The organism is Aestuariibaculum marinum (genome assembly GCF_014596975.1).
In the GTDB taxonomy this organism is placed as follows: Bacteria; Bacteroidota; Bacteroidia; order Flavobacteriales; family Flavobacteriaceae; genus Aestuariibaculum; species Aestuariibaculum marinum.
Map to the genome: position 1 here is coordinate 114,406 of NZ_JACVXD010000004.1, position 17,532 is coordinate 131,937.

Sequence of the window (17,532 nt, forward strand, 5' to 3'; positions counted from 1 at the left end):
ACTTATTCAGCATTCCACTCACTTGGGTTAGAATTCCACACAGAAAGTGTCGCTAAGTCTTTTTCTGAAATGTAGTTGGTTTCTAAAGCCTGCTCTAAAAGGGTTTCGTAGTTACCAAGTGTTTGTAAAAACACATCTTCTTTTTCAAAATTTTCCGTCGCTACATTAAAACCATAAGTAAAGATAGCAATCATGCCTTTTACGTTAATACCAGCATCTCTTAAGGCTTTAACAGCATTTAAACTACTTTTTCCAGTACTAATAAGATCTTCTACAACAACAACGTTTTGGCCATGTTCAATAAAACCTTCTATTTGGTTTTTTCTTCCGTGACCTTTAGCATCAGGTCTTACATAAATAAAAGGAAGCCCTAAATACTCGGCAACAAGCATACCAATACCAATAGCACCAGTAGCAACACCAGCAATAGCATCGGGTTTGCCATATTGTTTTTCGATTTGTTTTGCCATGGTTTCGCGAATGTAGTTGCGAATTGGCGGAAAAGATAAAATAATACGGTTATCACAGTAAATAGGTGATTTCCATCCTGAAGCCCATGTAAAAGGCTCTTTTGGACTAAGTTTTATGGCATTAACCTGCAATAAAACTTCAGCCGTTTTTTTGGCGGTATGTTTATTAAATATCATAGCAGCAAAAATAATGATAAATTTAAATTTTTACGGGATATGTTTCATAGTAATGAAAAAATATTTTTCCGGATTGTAATACGTTGTATGTAAAATTGATATTTTTACCGAACAGTAACACAATAAAGTATTGTATGTATAAAGTTTTTGTTGGCGATAAACCTATAATTTTAACCACTCAAATCGAGGAGGAAACCAACTTTAAAAATTATTTGCTGGACACTGTAAATATTAGAAAAGTTATTAAGGAACTTAATACTTCTAATTTACAGGAAGTGCGTTTGATACATAAAAAGGAAGAAAAGCTCTTAAAAAAGTTTTTAAAAAAGCTACCTAATGTTGTTGCCGGAGGAGGTAAAGTATATAACGACGATAATGAAATTCTATTTATTTATAGAAACGATAAGTGGGATTTACCTAAAGGAAAAGTTGAAGGCGCTGAAACGATTGAAAAAACAGCGGTTAGAGAAGTAGCCGAAGAAACAGGAGTTGCAGGTCTTGAGATAACAAAACCTTTAGAAACGACTTACCATATTTTTAAACGTAACGGACGTTATAAAATAAAAATCACCTATTGGTTTGAAATGAAAACCAGTTTTAGAGGTAATTTATATGCTCAGGAAGAAGAGGGGATTACCAAAGTAGCCTGGTTAGACCCAAAACAAATAGATGAAGCTTTACAGAATTCTTACGCTAATATTCAGACTTTAGTGCGGTAGCTGAAATTTTATTTGTTTTTGTTTTTAAAAAGTAACTAGATTTGCCTGAGGTTACTTACCGTAATATTGCTGTTATTCTACGTTGATAGTAATGAATTAAAAAGTCTCTCGATTATAAAATATTAAATGAAAAGTTACAGACTTTCGTTTGGTGAAATTATTATTCATGATAGTAGTTTAGCCGAAGTTATTGTGCGTGAAGGTGAGGTTATGTGTGAGCAAAAGGTTGATGAATATCACGATTTCTTGCTTAGTAGTTTAGTGGCGCCATTTAAAGTGTTGATTAATAAAACTAATGCTTATAGCTATACTTTTGAAGCGCAGAAGGTAATTGGAGGTTTACAGGAAATCGTAGCTATGGCTGTAGTGATAGCTTCTCAGGCAGGTTTGATGTCTACCGAAACCCTAATGAGTGTTAATAATGAAAGTAAGGCGTGGAATATTAAATTCTTTAGAAGTAGAGACGCTGCGTTATATTGGTTGAAATCTCTGGAGGTTTGCGCAAACGTTATAGTAGTTTAGTAACTTAATTATAGGAGTATACTGTTGCTTATCTGTATTTAAGCTGTAAATTTGCACCCTTAAAAACCGACAACGCATGACAGATTTTATAAGAAAAATCACTCCAAATTCTAAAGATGATGTTCTAGCAGGAATCACCGTATCATTAGCTATGATACCTGAGGTGGTTGCCTTTGCCTTTGTAGCGCAGATAGATCCTTTAGTGGCACTTTCAGGAGCATTTATTATTGGTTTAATTACTGCTATTTTTGGTGGTAGACCAGGTTTAATATCTGGGGCAGCCGGTGCTGTGGCTGTAATTTTTGTGCACTTAATTTCAGAGGGGCATACTAAAGGCATGTTATTCGATCAACCCATTGAAAATATGGGATACTTCTATTTACTAGCTGCAGTTATTCTCATGGGGATTATTCAGATTCTCGCTGGGGTTTTTAAATTAGGACGATTTGTTCGATTGATTCCGCATCCTGTAATGCTTGGCTTTGTAAACGGTTTGGCCATTGTCATTTTTATGGCTCAGGTGCGTATGTTTTCACATAAACAATTAAATATAACAGCTGAAGGCGTAAAGGAATACATAAACATTCCTATGCAAGGTGCGGAGTTGTGGACCATGATTGGTTTGGTAGCGTTAACAATGGGAATTATTTGGTTGTTACCAAAGGTTACGACAAAACTTCCCGCTGCGTTAACAGCTATTTTAGTAACGACAGGAGTTGCCGTACTTGGAGGTTTAGATGTAAGTACTGTAGGGTCTTATATAGTTGAAGGTGGTGGAAATGGTTTAAAAGGCGAATTCCCAACACCAAATTTAGAATTATGGCAAAATCTTCCGTTTAATTTAGATACATTAAAATTCATTTTACCATATGCGTTTTTAGCGGCTTCTGTGGGGTTAATAGAGTCTTTAATGACTATGAATTTAGTTGATGAATTAACGGAAACCAGAGGAAACGGAAATCGTGAGTGTATTGCTCAGGGTGCAGGAAATATGGTGAGCGGATTGTTTGGCGGAACAGGTGGTTGTGGAATGATTGGGCAAACCGTAATTAACATTAATGCCGGTGGTCGTGGTAGATTATCAGGTATTATGATGGCAGTAACCTTACTAACGTTTATTTTATTTACCGATAAATATATCGAGCAAGTACCAATTGCAGCTTTGGTAGGAGTCATGTTCATGATGGTTATCGAAACTTTTGCTTGGTCTAGTTTCAGAATTATTAGAAAAATACCTGTTGCCGATGCTGTCGTTTTAGTTATTGTATCTGCGGTAACGGTAATTTACGATTTAGCGATTGCTGTATTTGTAGGTGTTATTATTTCAGCGCTAGCGTTTGCCTGGGAAAATGCCAAGCGTATTCGTGCCAGAAAGCGTTTTTCTGAAGATGGTAAAACCAAAACTTATGAAATCTGGGGGCCTTTATTCTTTGGTTCTATAACCGCTTTTAATGAAAAGTTTGATGTGAAAAATGATCCGGAAGAAGTGGTTATCGATTTTGTAGAGTCTCGCGTTAGTGACCATTCAGCGTTAGAAGCCATTTTTAATTTGGTTCAAAAATATGAAGCTGAAGGAAAACGTATTCAACTTAAACATTTAAGTGAAGATTGTAAAGTCTTATTGTATAAATCGAGTCCGAAGTTTAAAGAAGTTATTGTAGAAGATGTTGATGATCCACGCTATCATTTAGCTGAGAATCCTGAAAACTTCCCCAAACCATTATCGGAATACAAGTTTTTTTAACTCGATAATCGAGATTTAAATAATTTAGCCACGCATTTGCAAATGAAGTTTACCTGAAAACATTTGTGAATTTGTGGCTCTATTTTTTTTAGTTTATTCGTACACTATCTGGAACAAACTTTGTATAGTCTCCTTCGTTTTTAATTACATCGCGAACTATTGATGAGGATATAAACGATGTTTTTGCAGAGGTTAATAAGAATACCGTTTCAATAGTGGCCATACGTCTGTTGGCATGCGCAATGGCTTTTTCAAATTCGAAATCGGCAGGGTTACGTAAACCGCGAAGGATAAATTCGGCTCCAATTTCATTACAAAAATCAACCGTTAATCCGGTATAGGTTACCACTTTTACTTTAGGCTCGTCAGCAAAGGCCTCTTCAATAAAAGCTTTACGTTCGTCCAAAGAGAACATGTATTTTTTATCTGAATTAACTCCAATAGCTACTATAACTTCATCAAAAAGGGTAACACCTCGTTTAATAATATCAAAGTGCCCCAAAGTAATAGGGTCGAAAGAACCGGGAAATAAAGCGCGTCTCATTTTTAATACTTTGTATAAAGATAGTTATAAATTATTTTAAAGCTTCTTCAATAGCATTGTCGAATAATTCGCCTAAACTAATTCCGGCTGCAGCGGCTTGCTGAGGTAAGATGCTTTCTCTGGTTAAACCAGGAATGGTGTTCATTTCTAATAGATGGGGTTCACCGTCCTTGAAGATATATTCACTTCGGCTAAAGCCTTTCATTTTTAATATCTCGTACACTTGTTTAGCAACAGTAGTTACTTTTTGTTCTTCTTCGGGTGTAAGCCTTGCAGGAGTGATTTCCTGAGATTTTCCTAAATATTTGGCTTCGTAGTCGAAAAAGTCATTTTCACTAACAATTTCAGTAATCGGTAATACTTTGGTGTCTCCTTTAAAAGAGATAACGCCGACAGAAACTTCTTTACCGTCTAAAAACGATTCAATAATAATTTCATCGTCTTCTTTAAAAGCAACCTCTATCGCGTTTGGTAAATCTTCTTTTTTATGAACTTTTGTAACACCAAAGCTACTACCTGCTTTGTTGGCTTTTACAAAACATGGTAATCCAACTTTGGAAATAATGGCGTCTTCATTAATAGTATCACCTAAATTCAAATAGAAAGATTCGGCTGTTTTAATTCCGTAAGGTTTTAATACACTTAAGCAATCTCTTTTATTAAATGTTAAACTAGCCTGATACATGTCGCAACTGGTATGCGGAATATTTAAAAGTTTAAAATAGCCTTGCATAAAGCCGTCTTCGCCGGGTGAACCATGAATAGCATTAAAAACACAGTCGAAAGTAATTGTTGTGTTGTTTACAGAAATCGAAAAATCATTTTTGTTTACCGTAAATTCTTCATTATTGCCATCGACATAAACCCATTTATCTTTAAAAATGTGAATTCGGTAAGCGTTATATTTTTCTGGGTTTAAGGTTTCGTAAACCACGTTTCCACTTTTTAATGAGATTTGATATTCGCTAGAATAGCCTCCCATAATAATGGCAATATTCTTTTTCATGTGTTGATATTTACTGTTGTTTTAAGGTAACATGGAACACTAAATAACAATTTGCTTTATGATTAAAGTTTAGCATTAAGTGTTTCATTCAGGTATAAATAGTTAAGGTGTAAGTCTAAATATGTATAATAAAACGTATCTATTATTAGTTAAGCTAAAATATCACTTAAATTGCAAAAGAAAAAACAGTTCTGTTTTTATATATTTGCCTAATTGAAAATTTTATAAATGAGCCTTATCAAATTTCTAACAAGTAGAGCATTTTTAATGCAAATACTAATCGCAGCGGTTGCCGTTTTTGTAATTGTTTATCTAAGTTTAAAGTGGTTAAATGTAACTACTAATCATGGTAAATTTGAAACCGTTCCGGAGTTAAAAGGAAAGTCTATTAGTATAGCCGAAATGGAGCTAGAAGATAATCGTTTGGTAATGCAAATTCAGGACTCGGCAAATTATAATCCCGATTACCCAAAGTTTTCAGTAATCGATCAGGAGCCACCGGCAGGGAGTAAGGTTAAAGAAAACAGAAAAATATATATCACTTTAAATCCGTCAGGATATCGCAAAATTGCGGTACCAGATTTAAAGGAGCGTACTTTAAGGCAAGCAAAACCAACCTTGGAAGCCCTTGGTTTTAAAGTAGGTAAATTAACTTATGTTGATAACATCGCTAAAGATGTGGTTTTAAAAATGCAACATAAAGGTGAATTATTAAATCCAGGAGATCAGTTACCTAAAACCTCTACAATTGATTTGGTTTTAGGAAATGGTAACAGACCATAATTTATGCAAGATTATACACCAGAGAATTTTGATGAGGAAAGCGAAATGTATGAACATTTTGCATTTACGGTAAAGGAGGGACAAAAGCCACTTCGTGTCGATAAGTATTTAATGAATTTTATTGAAAACACAACCAGAAGTAAAATTCAGGATGCGGCAAAAGATGGCGGTATTTTTGTGAATGATGTTGCAGTAAAATCGAATTATAAGGTAAAACCCGGTGATAACATTCGCGTGATGTTCGCTCATCCAACCTACGAAAATTTATTGGTGGGTGAAGATATTCCTTTAGAAATTGTTTACGAAGATGACGATGTTTTGGTGGTTAATAAGCCGGCAGGAATGGTTGTGCATCCAGGGCATGGAAATTATTCAGGAACCCTTATTAATGCTTTAATTTACAGATTCGATAATTTGCCTAACAATTCCAGCGACCGTCCGGGGTTGGTGCATCGCATAGATAAAGATACCAGCGGACTTCTTGTAGTTGCCAAAACAGAAGAGGCTATGACGCATTTGGCAGCGCAGTTTGCTGAGAAAACCAGTGAACGTGAATATGTGGCTATTGTTTGGGGGAATATAGAAGAAGATGAAGGTACTGTAGAAGGCAATATTGGTCGACACCCTAAAAATCGATTACAGAATACCGTATTTTTAGATGAAGAAGCCGATAAAGGAAAACCAGCTGTAACCCATTATAAAGTTCTAGAGCGTTTAGGATATGTTACCGTTGTATCTTGTAAACTGGAAACCGGGCGTACCCATCAAATTCGTGTGCATATGAAACACATCGGTCATACACTATTCAATGATGAGCGTTACGGAGGTGAAAAAATACTTAAAGGAACGACCTTTACGAAGTATAAGCAGTTTGTTGAAAACTGTTTTAAAGTGTTGCCACGTCAGGCACTGCATGCTAAAACCTTAGGTTTTGAACACCCACGTACTGGAGAGTTTTTAAGGTTTGAAGCTCCTATCCCTCAAGATATGGTAGACTGTATGGAGAAATGGCGTGTATATGCGAAACATCAGTCTTTAGAAACCGATTCGGAAGAGGCTTAAAATAAATGTCAATAAGATATTTCTATAGTTATATCATAAATAATTGTTGTTTCTTATTTTCAATATGGAGCAGTAATTGTAAATTTGATGTGAAATTATAAGTCATAAAAATAGATTTAAACTGATGAAATTAGTCATATCTCCAGCCAAGTCGCTTGATTTTGAAAGTGAATTACCAACCACAAAAAGTTCAGAAGCTCAATTTTTAAAACAGTCAGAGCGTATCAATAAGCTTTTAAAGAAGAAATCTGCTAAAAGCCTGTCTCAACTTATGGGTATTTCTGATGCTTTGGGGCAATTAAATTACGAACGTAATCAGGCCTGGGATTTACCTTTTACAACCGATAACGCAAGACCAGCGGTTTATGCGTTTAATGGTGATGTTTATAAAGGTTTAGATGCTTATACTGTTGATGAAGATAAACTAGATAACCTTCAAAATACCGTGCGTATTCTTTCAGGTTTGTATGGTTTGTTAAAACCTTTAGATTTAATTCAGCCATATCGGTTAGAGATGGGAACTAAATTTCCTGTAGGCACAAAAAAGAATCTTTACGAGTTCTGGAAGAAAGATATAACTGCGGCCTTGAATGAAGAGTTAGAAGATGATGAGTTATTTTTAAATCTTGCGAGTAACGAGTATTTTAAAGCTATTGATAAAAAATCATTAAAGGTTCCGGTAATCACAGCGAATTTCAAAGATTTAAAAAACGGAGAATACAAAGTCATTTCATTTTTTGCAAAAGAAGCACGTGGCTTAATGGCGCGATATGTTGTGGATACTAACGCAAAATCCGTAGACGATTTAAAAGGATTTAATTACGGTGGTTATGGTTTTAGTGAAGCTATGTCTACCGATACCGATTTGGTTTTTATCAGATAAACAATTGTAAGGAAAAGCCTTTTTTTTATTGAAATAATCTTTTAATTTAGAGAGGAAATTTAAGGTTGGTTACGACGCTTAAATTTCCTCTTATTATTTTATTTCAATGTTATACTATCTTATTCTAGCCTTTCAGGCATATTGTATTTATCATTTGTTTAAAAACGGAAATGCTTATTACTGGGTGTTTGTTATTCTGTTTTTGCCGGTGCTGGGTTCAATCATTTACTTAGTAACTCAGGTATACAACAAGCGGGATGCTGAAAAGATTCAGGATGGTATCGTGTCTATGGTTAATCCTACTAAAAAGATAAAAGATTTAGAAAAGCGACTTCGTTTTTCTGAAACCTATCAAAATCGGGTAAACCTTGCTGATGCGTATTTGGCCAAACAAGACTTTTTTAGCGCTATTGCTCAATACGAAGAGGCGCTAAAAGATAAATCTCAGAATCACTTTTATATCATTACAAAGCTTATTGAAGCGTATTTTAAAGTTGAGGAATTCGATAAAGTTATTGCCTACGCAGAAAAGATAAAAGATAAGCATGAATTTGATAAATCGAGAGCACAATTTGTATTTGGTTTAGCGCAGGACAAATTAGGAAATTTTGAAGCAGCTGAAGCAAATTTAAAACAAATAGATATCCGGTATTCGTTTTATGAAGAGCGCTTGACCTTGGCTAAACTTTTAATAGAACGTCATAAGGCTGATGAAGCCAAAGAAATTCTTCAGGATATTGTAACCGAATCCCAAAACATGACCGCTCCAAATAAGCGTATGTATCGAAATACTGTGCATGAAGCTAATAAGGTCTTGTCGGAAATTGAGGTTTAAAACCTTATTTTGCAATCGCCTTTTTGTTAATATCTATTTTGGTTTCAACAGAAGGTTTCTTTTTTATTCTTGGTCGTCTAACACCAAAAGTCCCTCGATTTATTTTTCCGCGTTTTGTTTTTTTATCTCCTTTTCCCATAATTTGAATTTGTTTACCGTATTATAAGAAATTAACACGTGATTTCCAAAGAAGATGTGCTTAGAGTTTTTGTAATAAAAGTTTTATTAACATGTTTGTAGGTGTAATTAAATATGTATATTTATTTATGTTAATCTGTTGCTAGTTAAATTAATAGATAACTATAGTTAACTTCTTATGGCTAAATTTAAAACACCCTCACGTTCGCTTATTATAGGAGGACTTTTTTTTCTCACTCCTGTATTGTTTATTATTTTATTAGGTACAAAAGCTATTGCGTTAATAACGCCTTTAGCCGTTAAAATAACTGAGGCTTTTGGGTTGCATTCTGTGTTTGGCGGAGCTGCCGTTTTAATTGTCTGTCTCTTAATAATTATCGCAATTTGTGTTATTAGTGGTTATTTCATTCAAAAGGGCGTTTTTAAAAAATGGAGTACCAATATTGAAGAAAAGTTATTTGTTCATTTTCCTTCGGTTCAGATTTTAAAATATCGTATGATTGGTGATCAGGAAATGGTTATTAATGAATTTTGGGATGCTATTATTTTAGAAGAAGATAAAGATCGGTACAATATTGCTTTTATAACGGCAACAACAGATAAATTTATAACGCTATTTATTCCAGATGCTCCAAGGTTGGATGCTGGCGAGGTGCGTTATGTTCCCAAAGAATCGATAAATTACTATCCAATATCTATGAAACAGGCTATGGCGGGTTTGTATAGTTTTGGTAAAGAAATAGATATAGAAACTGTTATTAATAAAAAGTAAAGCGTTTCGAGTATTATGCGTTTAAGTTGAATTGCAAAAAAAAAAGAGACAGTATGAAAAAAATAGTATTTTTTTTAGTGTTGATGTTTTCAGTATCTGCTTGCGTTTGGGCTCAGGAAGAATCTGAAGAAGAATTTAAGCATCAAATAGGTTTTTTATTAGGGCACGCCCATGTGCCAAGTTTATATGCTGAGGGTAAAAAGGAGTGGAAAGCGCTTCCGTCGTTCACCTTATATTATAATTATTGGCTAAACGAAAAATGGGCGGTAGGGTTACATACCGATATTATTATAGAAAACTTTGTGGTTGAAAAAAATTTAGTTTCAGAGGAAGGAGAGGCTGCCTTTTTAGAAAGAGAAAAACCAGTTGCTCCTGCATTAATGGGGGTTTATAAACCAGGAGAACATTTTAGCTATTTGCTTGGGCTAGGAGGTGAATTTGCTAGCGGTGAAAATTTATTTCTAATTCGAGCCGAAGTAGCTTATGCTATAGAAATGCCGAAAGAATGGGAGTTTGAAATATCTCTCGGAAACGATTTTAGATGGGATGCCTATAATACCATTAATTTAGGTTTCGGAGTTTCAAAGAAGTTGTAAATAATACATTAGGATACAAAAAAGCACCTAAAATATAGGTGCTTTTTTTTTTATTTAGAGCATTAGGTTTATGATTTTGTAGGAAATAATAGTGTGATTCCAGCACGTATACCCCATTCGGCGGGATTGCCATTACCGTAATGAATTCTGGGACCTGCAAATATCTGAGTCATTTGTGAGCCAAAAGATACCACTTTAGAGGCTACAATGTGAAATGTACCCGAAGTCGCGTCGTAATCCCAGTTTTGGGTTAATTCTGTATTAAAAGCTAAAGCATAGCCTCCAGAAAAGTTTTTAGCAATAAACGGTTGAAAGAATGTAGCGTTTACATCGGCACGATCATCTTTTCCTGCAACTGACCATATATGGTTTACTAAACAGCCAATGGTCACCGATTTTATTTGTTTTAAAGCCACTGCTGTAGGACCTAAACCAAATTTTTCGGAGCCTAATTCATCTTTTGTTGCTGTAGGTGCTAAGATAGCAGGTCCCACACCCCAAATTAGTCCGCCTTTGGTTGGGGCTTTAGGAGAGAAAAAGCCACTAATCACGGCATCTCCTAGTCCACTCTGTTTTCCGCTATTAATGCCTACATCACATTGCTTTACAATTGGAATAATAGCACGACCAATAAGATTCCAGTTCTCACTAATGCTAATTGGAATAACCGGCTGTACATTAGTTAAGAATTTTGTTCCGTCTTCAGGGCCAACGTTTAAATCGTAATTTCCTTGAAAGGGGACGCTAATTAGATTTGCTACTGGGTTTTGAAGTTGCTTTGCTAAATCATCAGCTCCGCTTCCATCTTGGGCAGTAATTTCAATAGAACCTAGAGAAAGTACTATGAGTAATAAAATCTGGTAAAAACTTTTCATATGATTTATAATTAAAAGTGTTTCTGTTTTTTGTAAATAGTTTACTACCAAGATAGTGAAAAAACATGATTTTAAAGTTAATTTTAGGTCTTCTGTTTTTTTTGTCGTTTGTTGTAGAACATAATGGTTACTATTTTAGCAGTGAAAGCAACAAAGGCACCTATGGCTAAAAAGGTGTATACCATGGTAAATATTTTTCCTAAATCAGTTTTTGGGGTAAGGTCGCCATATCCAACGGTAGCCATGGTCATTACCGAAAAATACAGGGCGTCAAGAATAGACCAGTTTTCTATTTTTGAATAAAACATAGTGGCACCGATAAGAAATAAAATAATGGAAACGAGAAGAAATCTAAACTCATAATCCTGTTTAATACCTTTAAATACAATTTTACTTAATCGGAGAATATTAACAAAGAAAGCTATCATAGTAATAAAACAGTATTGGCTTGATTCGACTAAAAATAATGATTATTTTATTAATATACCTATGAAGGGTGATTAAGGGTCTTTCGGATAGGGATTTCCTTTATGCTTGTACTTTGGTAAAATTCAATTTGTAAGATTTTAATGAATCTAAAGGCAATGATTTGTAGTTTGGAAACCGGTTGGTAGTGAGTCTTTTAGTTTTAAGATAAACTTCACAAAATGTCATGATATTCTAAATAACTTTGCTAAACTTGCAATAATTTTACAAAGAGTTAATATATAGGTAAATTGCTTAAAAGAAGAAAGCTTTTAAGTGTTTGTTTTTAAGTTGTTTATGTGTGTTCAGGTTTTTGGAAAAGAACAATAATGAAAGTTTCAGGTAAAACGATTCAGTATAACAGTAAGGAGTTCAAAGCTATTTTTGAGCGCCTTTTTCCATCGATGTACATTCTGGCTTCACGCATTTTAAAAAGTGAGGAAAAAGGAAAGGATATTGCTCAAGAAGCCTTTGTGAAACTATGGCAAAAAGATACTGAAGATTTTACTAGTGAAAAGGCTTTACAAGCCTACCTGTATGTCTTGGTGAAAAATGCTTGCATAAGCCAATTAAGAAAGGAGAAGAAAATCTCAAACACATCCTTAGATGAAGGTCTAACTATTGCTCAAAAATCTTTTTTAAACGAAATATTACGGGAAGAAACGTATAAGTTGTTGCATAATGCAATAAAAGAATTATCTCCTCAGGCTGAACGTGTAGTGATGTTAACATTAGAAGGTTATCGCAATCAAGATATTGCTACCGAATTAGAAATTACCATAAATTCTGTTAAAACTGTTAAAAAAAGAGCTTATAATAGGCTAAGAGAATTGCTTGGTTCTCAGTTTGTTGCTATTGTTTTGGGTAATTTTATTCAATTTTTTTAGTTTTTTTTAACAAAACTGTCACTCCCTTTTAAAAATCGTGCGTCCTTATTATATACAACATATCTGTTTGTTGTAAATTTAAGGATATGGAAGACATCAATAAGCAAATAAATCATTCAAAACTCTTAGTTGGGAAAGTTTTTGATTCTTTAACTAACGAACAAAAGGAAGTTTTTCAAGAATGGGAACAGCAAGGTAATAATAAAGAAATCGCAGATGATATTTTGAACGCTTATTCTTTTAAGGAATGGCAAGAGAAATTGAATGCAATCGACACTACGGAGGAGTGGGCCTCTTTTTTAGAGAATATGGAGAGCGATTCCGAAAAACCCGGTAAAGTTTTAAGATTAAAAACCATTAAATGGATGTCTGCAGCAGCAGCTGTGCTTGTTGTGGGCTTTGCTGTTTTTACATTTTTTAAGATTACAAATTCAAATTTAAAATCAGTAGAAGATTCTAGTATTGCTCCAGGTACAACTCATGCCGAGTTGGTATTGTCTACAGGAGAAGTTGTAGATCTTCAACAGTCACAAGATAGTAAGATGCAAGAAGGTAGTGTAGCTCTTGAAAATATAAAGGGTGTACTACAATATAATTCCGGTTCGTCTAAACACGATGGTGAAATAAAAACAAATACATTAAAAGTGCCTAGAGGAGGAGAGTATCAAATTGTGCTTTCTGATGGTACTAAGGTATGGTTGAATTCAGATACGGAGTTAACCTATACTGTTCCGTTTATTGGTTCAGAACGTCGTGTTGCTCTGGAAGGGGAAGCGTATTTTGATGTAACACCAAATAAAGAACTGCCTTTTATTGTTACTTCCGGAAATCAGGAGGTTCAGGTTTTAGGGACAGAGTTCAATGTGTCGGCGTATAGAGGAGATAACATGATTACTACAACTTTAGTTGAAGGTAAGGTTCAGGTTTCTGATAATGTTTCAAACGATAAAGAATATTTATTGCCTAATGAGCAATCTGTTCTAAATAAACAGTCCGATAATATAAATAAAAAACGTGTAGATGTTTATCCATATATAGCATGGAAGGAAGGACGTTTTGTATTTAATAATGTAACACTTGAAGAATTTTTAGATAAAGTGTCTAGATGGTATGATGTTGAGGTGTTTTATGATGATGACAGTTTAAGAAAATTAAGCTTTACCGGAGATCTACCAAGGTATAGCGACATGACAAGTATCTTAAAAATTGTAGAGGCAGAAATGTCTGTTCATATCGATATAGAAGATAACAAGAAGATTTACGTGCACGAGTAAATTTTAATAAAATCAGAGTTAGGAAGTGTTGAGTCTAACTTTGGTTTTGGTCACTTCATTCAAGAAGTACTATTTAATCAACTTGAAATTATTATGAGAAAAAGGATTTTATTAACTAATGCTTTTCAGTTTACTGAGGCTAAAAAAGAACAATGGTAAGTATGAGGTTATCCATTATTTTGATTTTTAGTGCTGTATTTACAATAAATGCAGCCACCTATTCGCAGGCGAGGCGAGTAAGTTTAAGTTTAACCAATGTAAGTTTTTCGAAGTTATTTGAGGAAATTAGAAAACAAACGGACTATAGTTTCTTTTTTAATGATGAGAAAATTAATGAGTTAGCAGAAATATCTGTGAATAAAACAGATGCATCTGTTGAGGAGATTTTAGATGAGGTTTTAAAAGGAACCAATTTATCTTATAAACTTGTAGATGGGGTTATTGTAATTGTAGAAGATGGCAAGGTTGTTCCTGTTCAAAACATTGTTGTAGATGGAGTCGTTCTTGATGAAGCTACAAATGAAGTTATTCTAGGAGCTAATGTTTTAGTAAAGAATAGCGTTTTAGGAGTTGTAACAGATTTTGATGGGAAATTTAAAATTAATTTACCTAAAGCATCAACTTTAGTAATCTCTTATTTGGGGTACGAATCTCAAGAAATTACAGTAGAAAGTTCTGCTACTTTAAAAATTAAATTAAAACCTACTGTAGAAAATCTTGATGAGGTGGTTATCAATACAGGTTATACCAAAATTGATAGAACAGTAAACACCAGTTCGGTAGCTACAATAGAAAATGAAGAGATGAATATTACTGGAGCTATAACTATCGATAAAATGATAGAGGGTAAAGCCACAGGTCTTTCAGTAACAAATCTTAGTTCTACTCCTGGTGCTGCTGCAAAAATTAGAGTTCGTGGTGGTAGTACCTTTACAGGGAATCAAAGTCCGCTTTGGGTAGTAGATGGTGTTATTTATGAAGACCCAGTACCATTAACGGCTAGTGATATTAATAGTTTTGATAATGTAAATATTATTGGTAATGCCTTAACAGGTATCAACCCAACAGATATTCAAAAAATTGATATTTTAAAAGATGCTTCGGCAACGGCTATCTATGGTACTCGTGCTGCAAATGGGGTAATTGTAATTACAACAAAAAGAGGTAAGCAAGGAAAGCCGCAATTAAGTTATTCTACAGGGCTTAGTTTTGTACAGGCTCCACAGTATTCAGATTTAAATTTAATGAATTCTCAAGAACGTATTGATGTTTCAAGAGAAATGTATCAACGTAATTTAGGGTATGGACAGTCTTACGATAATATAGATCGTATAGGTTACGAAGGAGCTTTATTGAATTTATGGGATGGTACGTATAGTCAACAGGAGTTTGTAAACCAAGTAAGTTATTTAGAAACTTTAAATACCGATTGGTTTGGTGAATTATATCGCGATAGTTTTGTTCAAACACACGCTTTAAGTGCTTCTGGAGGTAGTGAAAATGCTAAGTATTACTTCTCTCTAGGATACGACGATCAAAAAGGTGCTGAAAATAATGTAGGTTTAAATCGTATTACAGCACGTTCTAACATTGATTTAGATGTAAGAGATAATGTGAAGTTGTCGTTTAGAATGAATGGGTCTATTCAAGAAGCAAATTATAATCATGGTTCTATAAATACATTTAATACAGCATATTACACAGCCAGAACAATTCCTGTTTATAATGAAGATGGTAGCTATTTTATGCAAAGTCAGGATATTGGCAACTATAATACTCAACGTATTTATGCGGGGTATAATATATTAAATGAAATGAACGAATCGGCTAATAATGTTACAAATAAAGGTTTAACATTAGCGGCTAATTTAAATTGGGAATTTTTAAACGATTTTAGGTTTAATAGTCAGGTAAGTTATAGAAATACGACGAACTTAACAGAAGAGTGGATTACAGAAAACACCTTTTATGCAGCAAATTTACGTACATACGATGCGTTTGAAGATTTAATTGAAGATTTTCAAAGTTCTGATGGATTCTTACCATTTGGAGGTGTTTATAATGGAGGAATGGTAAGTCAAGATACCTATTCCATTACTAATCAATTAAACTATAATAAAAAGTTAGGTAAGCATCAGTTTAATATTAACTTGTCTCAAGAAGCGCGTTCAGTAAACTATTGGGGAGCTACAGGTTTTACAACGCCAGGTTACAACCATTACCAAGGTAGAGGCTTTGTTGCCCTTCCAAGAGTAACTAATATTGTTGGTGAAGAAAACAGTTATGATTATGGCAATATGATTAACTGGTTAACAACAGATGGAGATTTAAATGTTTATCCAAGTGTTACCGACAGAGTAAGTAACTTCATGTCTTGGTTTGGAATCTTTAATTACGTTTACGATTCGCGTTATATTTTAAACTTTAATATGCGTAGTGATGGGTCTAACCAGTTTGGCCAATATGAAAGATATAAATTTAAACCAACCTATTCGGTTTCTGGACGTTGGAATTTACATAATGAAAGCTTCTTAAGAAATTCTACAGGTGTAGACGAATTAGCACTTAGAGCTTCTTATGGTGTACGTGGTACAATGCCTAATGCAAGTCCGTATTTAATTATAACTAATTACGGGAAAAACAATGCGACGTATTATCCTGAAAATACAGCTAGTTTAAGTGATTTTCCAAATGCAAACTTACGTTGGGAAAAAACAACTACTACAGATCTTGGGCTTAACTTTAGTTTTTGGGGAGGTCGCTTAAGTGGTGCTTTAGATTATTCTTACTCTAAGAGTGAAGATTTATTGCAAAGCCGTCCAATTTCATTGGTAAACGGTTCGGCAGTACAACAATTTAACTCAGGAAGTAAAGATGTAAGTAACTATGAGTTAAGTTTAAGAGGAGTATTGTTAAAGCAAAAAGATTTAGGTATTAGTGCGAATTTAAATTTCTCATATAGTAAAGATCGTGTTTTAGAAGGATTTGAAGATGGTGCTCGATTAGGGCTTACAGTTAACGATTATTTAGCGGGAAGTATATATAGATCTGGGTTCCCAACCAACGGGTTCTTTGCTTATCAGTTTGATGGACTTAACGAAAATGGGTTACCAACTTTTAAAAATTTAGTGATGGAAGGCGCTTCGCCTGAGAAACAGTTAGAAGCAGCTTTATCATATCAAGGTAGTCGTGTGCCATTATATTATGGGGGGTTTGGAACGCAAATTCGTTCAGGTAATTTTACCCTTTCGGCGAGTTTTACTTATAAATTGGGATATAAAACCAGATTGTTAAGTTTATATAATGGTAACCAAAACTTACCATTACCTTACGAAAACATGTCGGGTGAGTTTAATAACCGTTGGAGACAAGCTGGAGATGAATTAACAACAGATATTCCTGCGATTTCAAATTATAATCAAAGTTTTACCAATGATCCAACTGCAGACGGTTTAGATAAAATTTACGTTACAAATTATGGTTACGTGGTTCCAAACGGTAGAAATGCTTGGTGGATGTATGATAGAAGTGATGCCAGAATTGTTAATGCAGACCATATTCGTTTCCAATCCTTAACATTGTCATATAATTTACCAAAGGTGTTATTAGAGCCTATAGGTATTAAGTATGTGAATCTTGGTGTTCAAGGGAGTAATTTAGGTTTTATAGCTTTCGATAAAGATCTTAAAGGGCAAGACCCAGAACAAGTATCTGGAATTGGTATGCCAACCTTACCTACATATAGTTTAAGTCTAAATGTTAGTTTCTAAATAAAAAAGA

General features: G+C 34.2%; 18 protein-coding genes. 12 read left to right on the forward strand and 6 right to left on the reverse strand.

What is annotated here, in order from left to right:
• Positions 1–2: 2 nt before the first annotated feature.
• The gene (gene pyrE, locus ICJ85_RS09310; protein ID WP_188223520.1) at positions 3–647 is read right to left on the reverse strand and encodes an orotate phosphoribosyltransferase; all 645 of its coding nucleotides are present in this window, start codon (positions 645–647) and stop codon (positions 3–5) included.
• A 134-nt stretch (positions 648–781) separates the two neighbouring features.
• Here pyrE and ICJ85_RS09315 point away from each other — a divergent pair, with 134 nt between their 5' ends.
• From ICJ85_RS09315 to ICJ85_RS09325, 3 genes are all read left to right on the forward strand, one after another.
• On the forward strand, positions 782–1,366 hold the full coding sequence (locus ICJ85_RS09315; RefSeq protein WP_188223521.1) for an NUDIX hydrolase: 585 nt from the start codon (positions 782–784) through the stop codon (positions 1,364–1,366).
• A gap of 126 nt (positions 1,367–1,492) precedes the next feature.
• Positions 1,493–1,888 (forward strand): hypothetical protein, encoded by a 396-nt coding sequence (locus tag ICJ85_RS09320; RefSeq protein ID WP_188223522.1) that lies wholly within the window; start codon positions 1,493–1,495, stop codon positions 1,886–1,888.
• 76 nt (positions 1,889–1,964) lie between these two features.
• Positions 1,965–3,632, forward strand: a complete 1,668-nt coding sequence (locus tag ICJ85_RS09325) for a SulP family inorganic anion transporter (protein ID WP_188223523.1) — start codon at positions 1,965–1,967, stop codon at positions 3,630–3,632.
• An 88-nt stretch (positions 3,633–3,720) separates the two neighbouring features.
• On the opposite strand, the gene coaD is transcribed toward ICJ85_RS09325, so the two are convergent.
• Both coaD and ICJ85_RS09335 read right to left on the reverse strand, forming a co-directional pair.
• Entirely contained in the window at positions 3,721–4,176 is a 456-nt protein-coding gene (gene coaD / locus ICJ85_RS09330; protein WP_188223524.1) for a pantetheine-phosphate adenylyltransferase, read from the reverse strand.
• A gap of 31 nt (positions 4,177–4,207) precedes the next feature.
• Positions 4,208–5,182, reverse strand: coding sequence for a D-alanine--D-alanine ligase (locus ICJ85_RS09335; protein ID WP_188223525.1), 975 nt, complete (start codon positions 5,180–5,182; stop codon positions 4,208–4,210).
• A 228-nt stretch (positions 5,183–5,410) separates the two neighbouring features.
• Between ICJ85_RS09335 and ICJ85_RS09340 the strand changes: the two genes are divergently transcribed.
• From ICJ85_RS09340 to ICJ85_RS09355, 4 genes are all read left to right on the forward strand, one after another.
• Positions 5,411–5,965, forward strand: coding sequence for a PASTA domain-containing protein (locus ICJ85_RS09340; RefSeq protein ID WP_188223526.1), 555 nt, complete (start codon positions 5,411–5,413; stop codon positions 5,963–5,965).
• 3 nt (positions 5,966–5,968) lie between these two features.
• The gene (locus tag ICJ85_RS09345; protein WP_188223527.1) at positions 5,969–7,027 is read left to right on the forward strand and encodes an RluA family pseudouridine synthase; all 1,059 of its coding nucleotides are present in this window, start codon (positions 5,969–5,971) and stop codon (positions 7,025–7,027) included.
• A gap of 124 nt (positions 7,028–7,151) precedes the next feature.
• A complete protein-coding gene (yaaA, locus tag ICJ85_RS09350) occupies positions 7,152–7,910 on the forward strand; it encodes a peroxide stress protein YaaA (RefSeq protein ID WP_188223528.1) in 759 nt (252 codons plus the stop codon).
• 106 nt (positions 7,911–8,016) lie between these two features.
• Entirely contained in the window at positions 8,017–8,745 is a 729-nt protein-coding gene (locus tag ICJ85_RS09355) for a PLDc N-terminal domain-containing protein (RefSeq protein ID WP_188223529.1), read from the forward strand.
• 4 nt (positions 8,746–8,749) lie between these two features.
• Here ICJ85_RS09355 and ICJ85_RS09360 read toward each other — a convergent pair whose 3' ends face one another.
• Positions 8,750–8,884 carry a 30S ribosomal protein THX gene (locus ICJ85_RS09360; RefSeq protein WP_188223530.1) on the reverse strand — a complete coding sequence of 45 codons (135 nt, stop codon included), beginning with the start codon at positions 8,882–8,884 and terminating at the stop codon, positions 8,750–8,752.
• A gap of 177 nt (positions 8,885–9,061) precedes the next feature.
• On the opposite strand from ICJ85_RS09360, the gene ICJ85_RS09365 reads away from it, so the two are divergent.
• Positions 9,062–9,655, forward strand: a complete 594-nt coding sequence (locus ICJ85_RS09365; protein ID WP_188223531.1) for a DUF502 domain-containing protein — start codon at positions 9,062–9,064, stop codon at positions 9,653–9,655.
• Between the two features lie 53 nt (positions 9,656–9,708).
• Positions 9,709–10,251 (forward strand): membrane lipoprotein lipid attachment site-containing protein, encoded by a 543-nt coding sequence (locus ICJ85_RS09370; RefSeq protein WP_188223532.1) that lies wholly within the window; start codon positions 9,709–9,711, stop codon positions 10,249–10,251.
• Between the two features lie 68 nt (positions 10,252–10,319).
• On the opposite strand, the gene ICJ85_RS09375 is transcribed toward ICJ85_RS09370, so the two are convergent.
• The gene (locus ICJ85_RS09375; RefSeq protein WP_188223533.1) at positions 10,320–11,126 is read right to left on the reverse strand and encodes a transporter; all 807 of its coding nucleotides are present in this window, start codon (positions 11,124–11,126) and stop codon (positions 10,320–10,322) included.
• 83 nt (positions 11,127–11,209) lie between these two features.
• Positions 11,210–11,554 (reverse strand): potassium channel family protein, encoded by a 345-nt coding sequence (locus ICJ85_RS09380; protein ID WP_188223534.1) that lies wholly within the window; start codon positions 11,552–11,554, stop codon positions 11,210–11,212.
• Between the two features lie 366 nt (positions 11,555–11,920).
• Here ICJ85_RS09380 and ICJ85_RS09385 point away from each other — a divergent pair, with 366 nt between their 5' ends.
• The 3 genes from ICJ85_RS09385 to ICJ85_RS09395 all read left to right on the forward strand — a co-directional run bounded on the left by ICJ85_RS09385 (position 11,921) and on the right by ICJ85_RS09395 (position 17,522).
• Positions 11,921–12,478, forward strand: coding sequence for an RNA polymerase sigma factor (locus ICJ85_RS09385; protein WP_188223535.1), 558 nt, complete (start codon positions 11,921–11,923; stop codon positions 12,476–12,478).
• Positions 12,479–12,564: 86 nt separating this feature from the next.
• The gene (locus ICJ85_RS09390; protein ID WP_188223536.1) at positions 12,565–13,752 is read left to right on the forward strand and encodes a FecR family protein; all 1,188 of its coding nucleotides are present in this window, start codon (positions 12,565–12,567) and stop codon (positions 13,750–13,752) included.
• A 161-nt stretch (positions 13,753–13,913) separates the two neighbouring features.
• Complete coding sequence (locus ICJ85_RS09395) at positions 13,914–17,522, forward strand: SusC/RagA family TonB-linked outer membrane protein (protein ID WP_188223537.1); 3,609 nt, start codon at positions 13,914–13,916, stop codon at positions 17,520–17,522.
• The last annotated feature ends 10 nt before the right edge of the window (positions 17,523–17,532 follow it).

What these genes read in the sequence shown, in the direction of transcription:
- ICJ85_RS09320 (WP_188223522.1), top strand. Translation starts at nt 1,493, where the DNA reads ATGAAAAGTTACAGACTTTCGTTTGGTGAAATTATTATTCATGATAGT.
- ICJ85_RS09385 (WP_188223535.1), top strand. Translation starts at nt 11,921, where the DNA reads ATGAAAGTTTCAGGTAAAACGATTCAGTATAACAGTAAGGAGTTCAAA.
- ICJ85_RS09335 (WP_188223525.1), bottom strand. Translation starts at nt 5,182, where the DNA reads ATGAAAAAGAATATTGCCATTATTATGGGAGGCTATTCTAGCGAATAT.
- ICJ85_RS09395 (WP_188223537.1), top strand. Translation starts at nt 13,914, where the DNA reads ATGAGGTTATCCATTATTTTGATTTTTAGTGCTGTATTTACAATAAAT.
- ICJ85_RS09355 (WP_188223529.1), top strand. Translation starts at nt 8,017, where the DNA reads ATGTTATACTATCTTATTCTAGCCTTTCAGGCATATTGTATTTATCAT.
- yaaA (WP_188223528.1), top strand. Translation starts at nt 7,152, where the DNA reads ATGAAATTAGTCATATCTCCAGCCAAGTCGCTTGATTTTGAAAGTGAA.
- ICJ85_RS09340 (WP_188223526.1), top strand. Translation starts at nt 5,411, where the DNA reads ATGAGCCTTATCAAATTTCTAACAAGTAGAGCATTTTTAATGCAAATA.
- ICJ85_RS09315 (WP_188223521.1), top strand. Translation starts at nt 782, where the DNA reads ATGTATAAAGTTTTTGTTGGCGATAAACCTATAATTTTAACCACTCAA.
- ICJ85_RS09345 (WP_188223527.1), top strand. Translation starts at nt 5,969, where the DNA reads ATGCAAGATTATACACCAGAGAATTTTGATGAGGAAAGCGAAATGTAT.
- ICJ85_RS09390 (WP_188223536.1), top strand. Translation starts at nt 12,565, where the DNA reads ATGGAAGACATCAATAAGCAAATAAATCATTCAAAACTCTTAGTTGGG.
- pyrE (WP_188223520.1), bottom strand. Translation starts at nt 647, where the DNA reads ATGATATTTAATAAACATACCGCCAAAAAAACGGCTGAAGTTTTATTG.
- ICJ85_RS09360 (WP_188223530.1), bottom strand. Translation starts at nt 8,884, where the DNA reads ATGGGAAAAGGAGATAAAAAAACAAAACGCGGAAAAATAAATCGAGGG.
- ICJ85_RS09370 (WP_188223532.1), top strand. Translation starts at nt 9,709, where the DNA reads ATGAAAAAAATAGTATTTTTTTTAGTGTTGATGTTTTCAGTATCTGCT.
- ICJ85_RS09375 (WP_188223533.1), bottom strand. Translation starts at nt 11,126, where the DNA reads ATGAAAAGTTTTTACCAGATTTTATTACTCATAGTACTTTCTCTAGGT.
- ICJ85_RS09325 (WP_188223523.1), top strand. Translation starts at nt 1,965, where the DNA reads ATGACAGATTTTATAAGAAAAATCACTCCAAATTCTAAAGATGATGTT.
- ICJ85_RS09365 (WP_188223531.1), top strand. Translation starts at nt 9,062, where the DNA reads ATGGCTAAATTTAAAACACCCTCACGTTCGCTTATTATAGGAGGACTT.
- coaD (WP_188223524.1), bottom strand. Translation starts at nt 4,176, where the DNA reads ATGAGACGCGCTTTATTTCCCGGTTCTTTCGACCCTATTACTTTGGGG.
- ICJ85_RS09380 (WP_188223534.1), bottom strand. Translation starts at nt 11,554, where the DNA reads ATGATAGCTTTCTTTGTTAATATTCTCCGATTAAGTAAAATTGTATTT.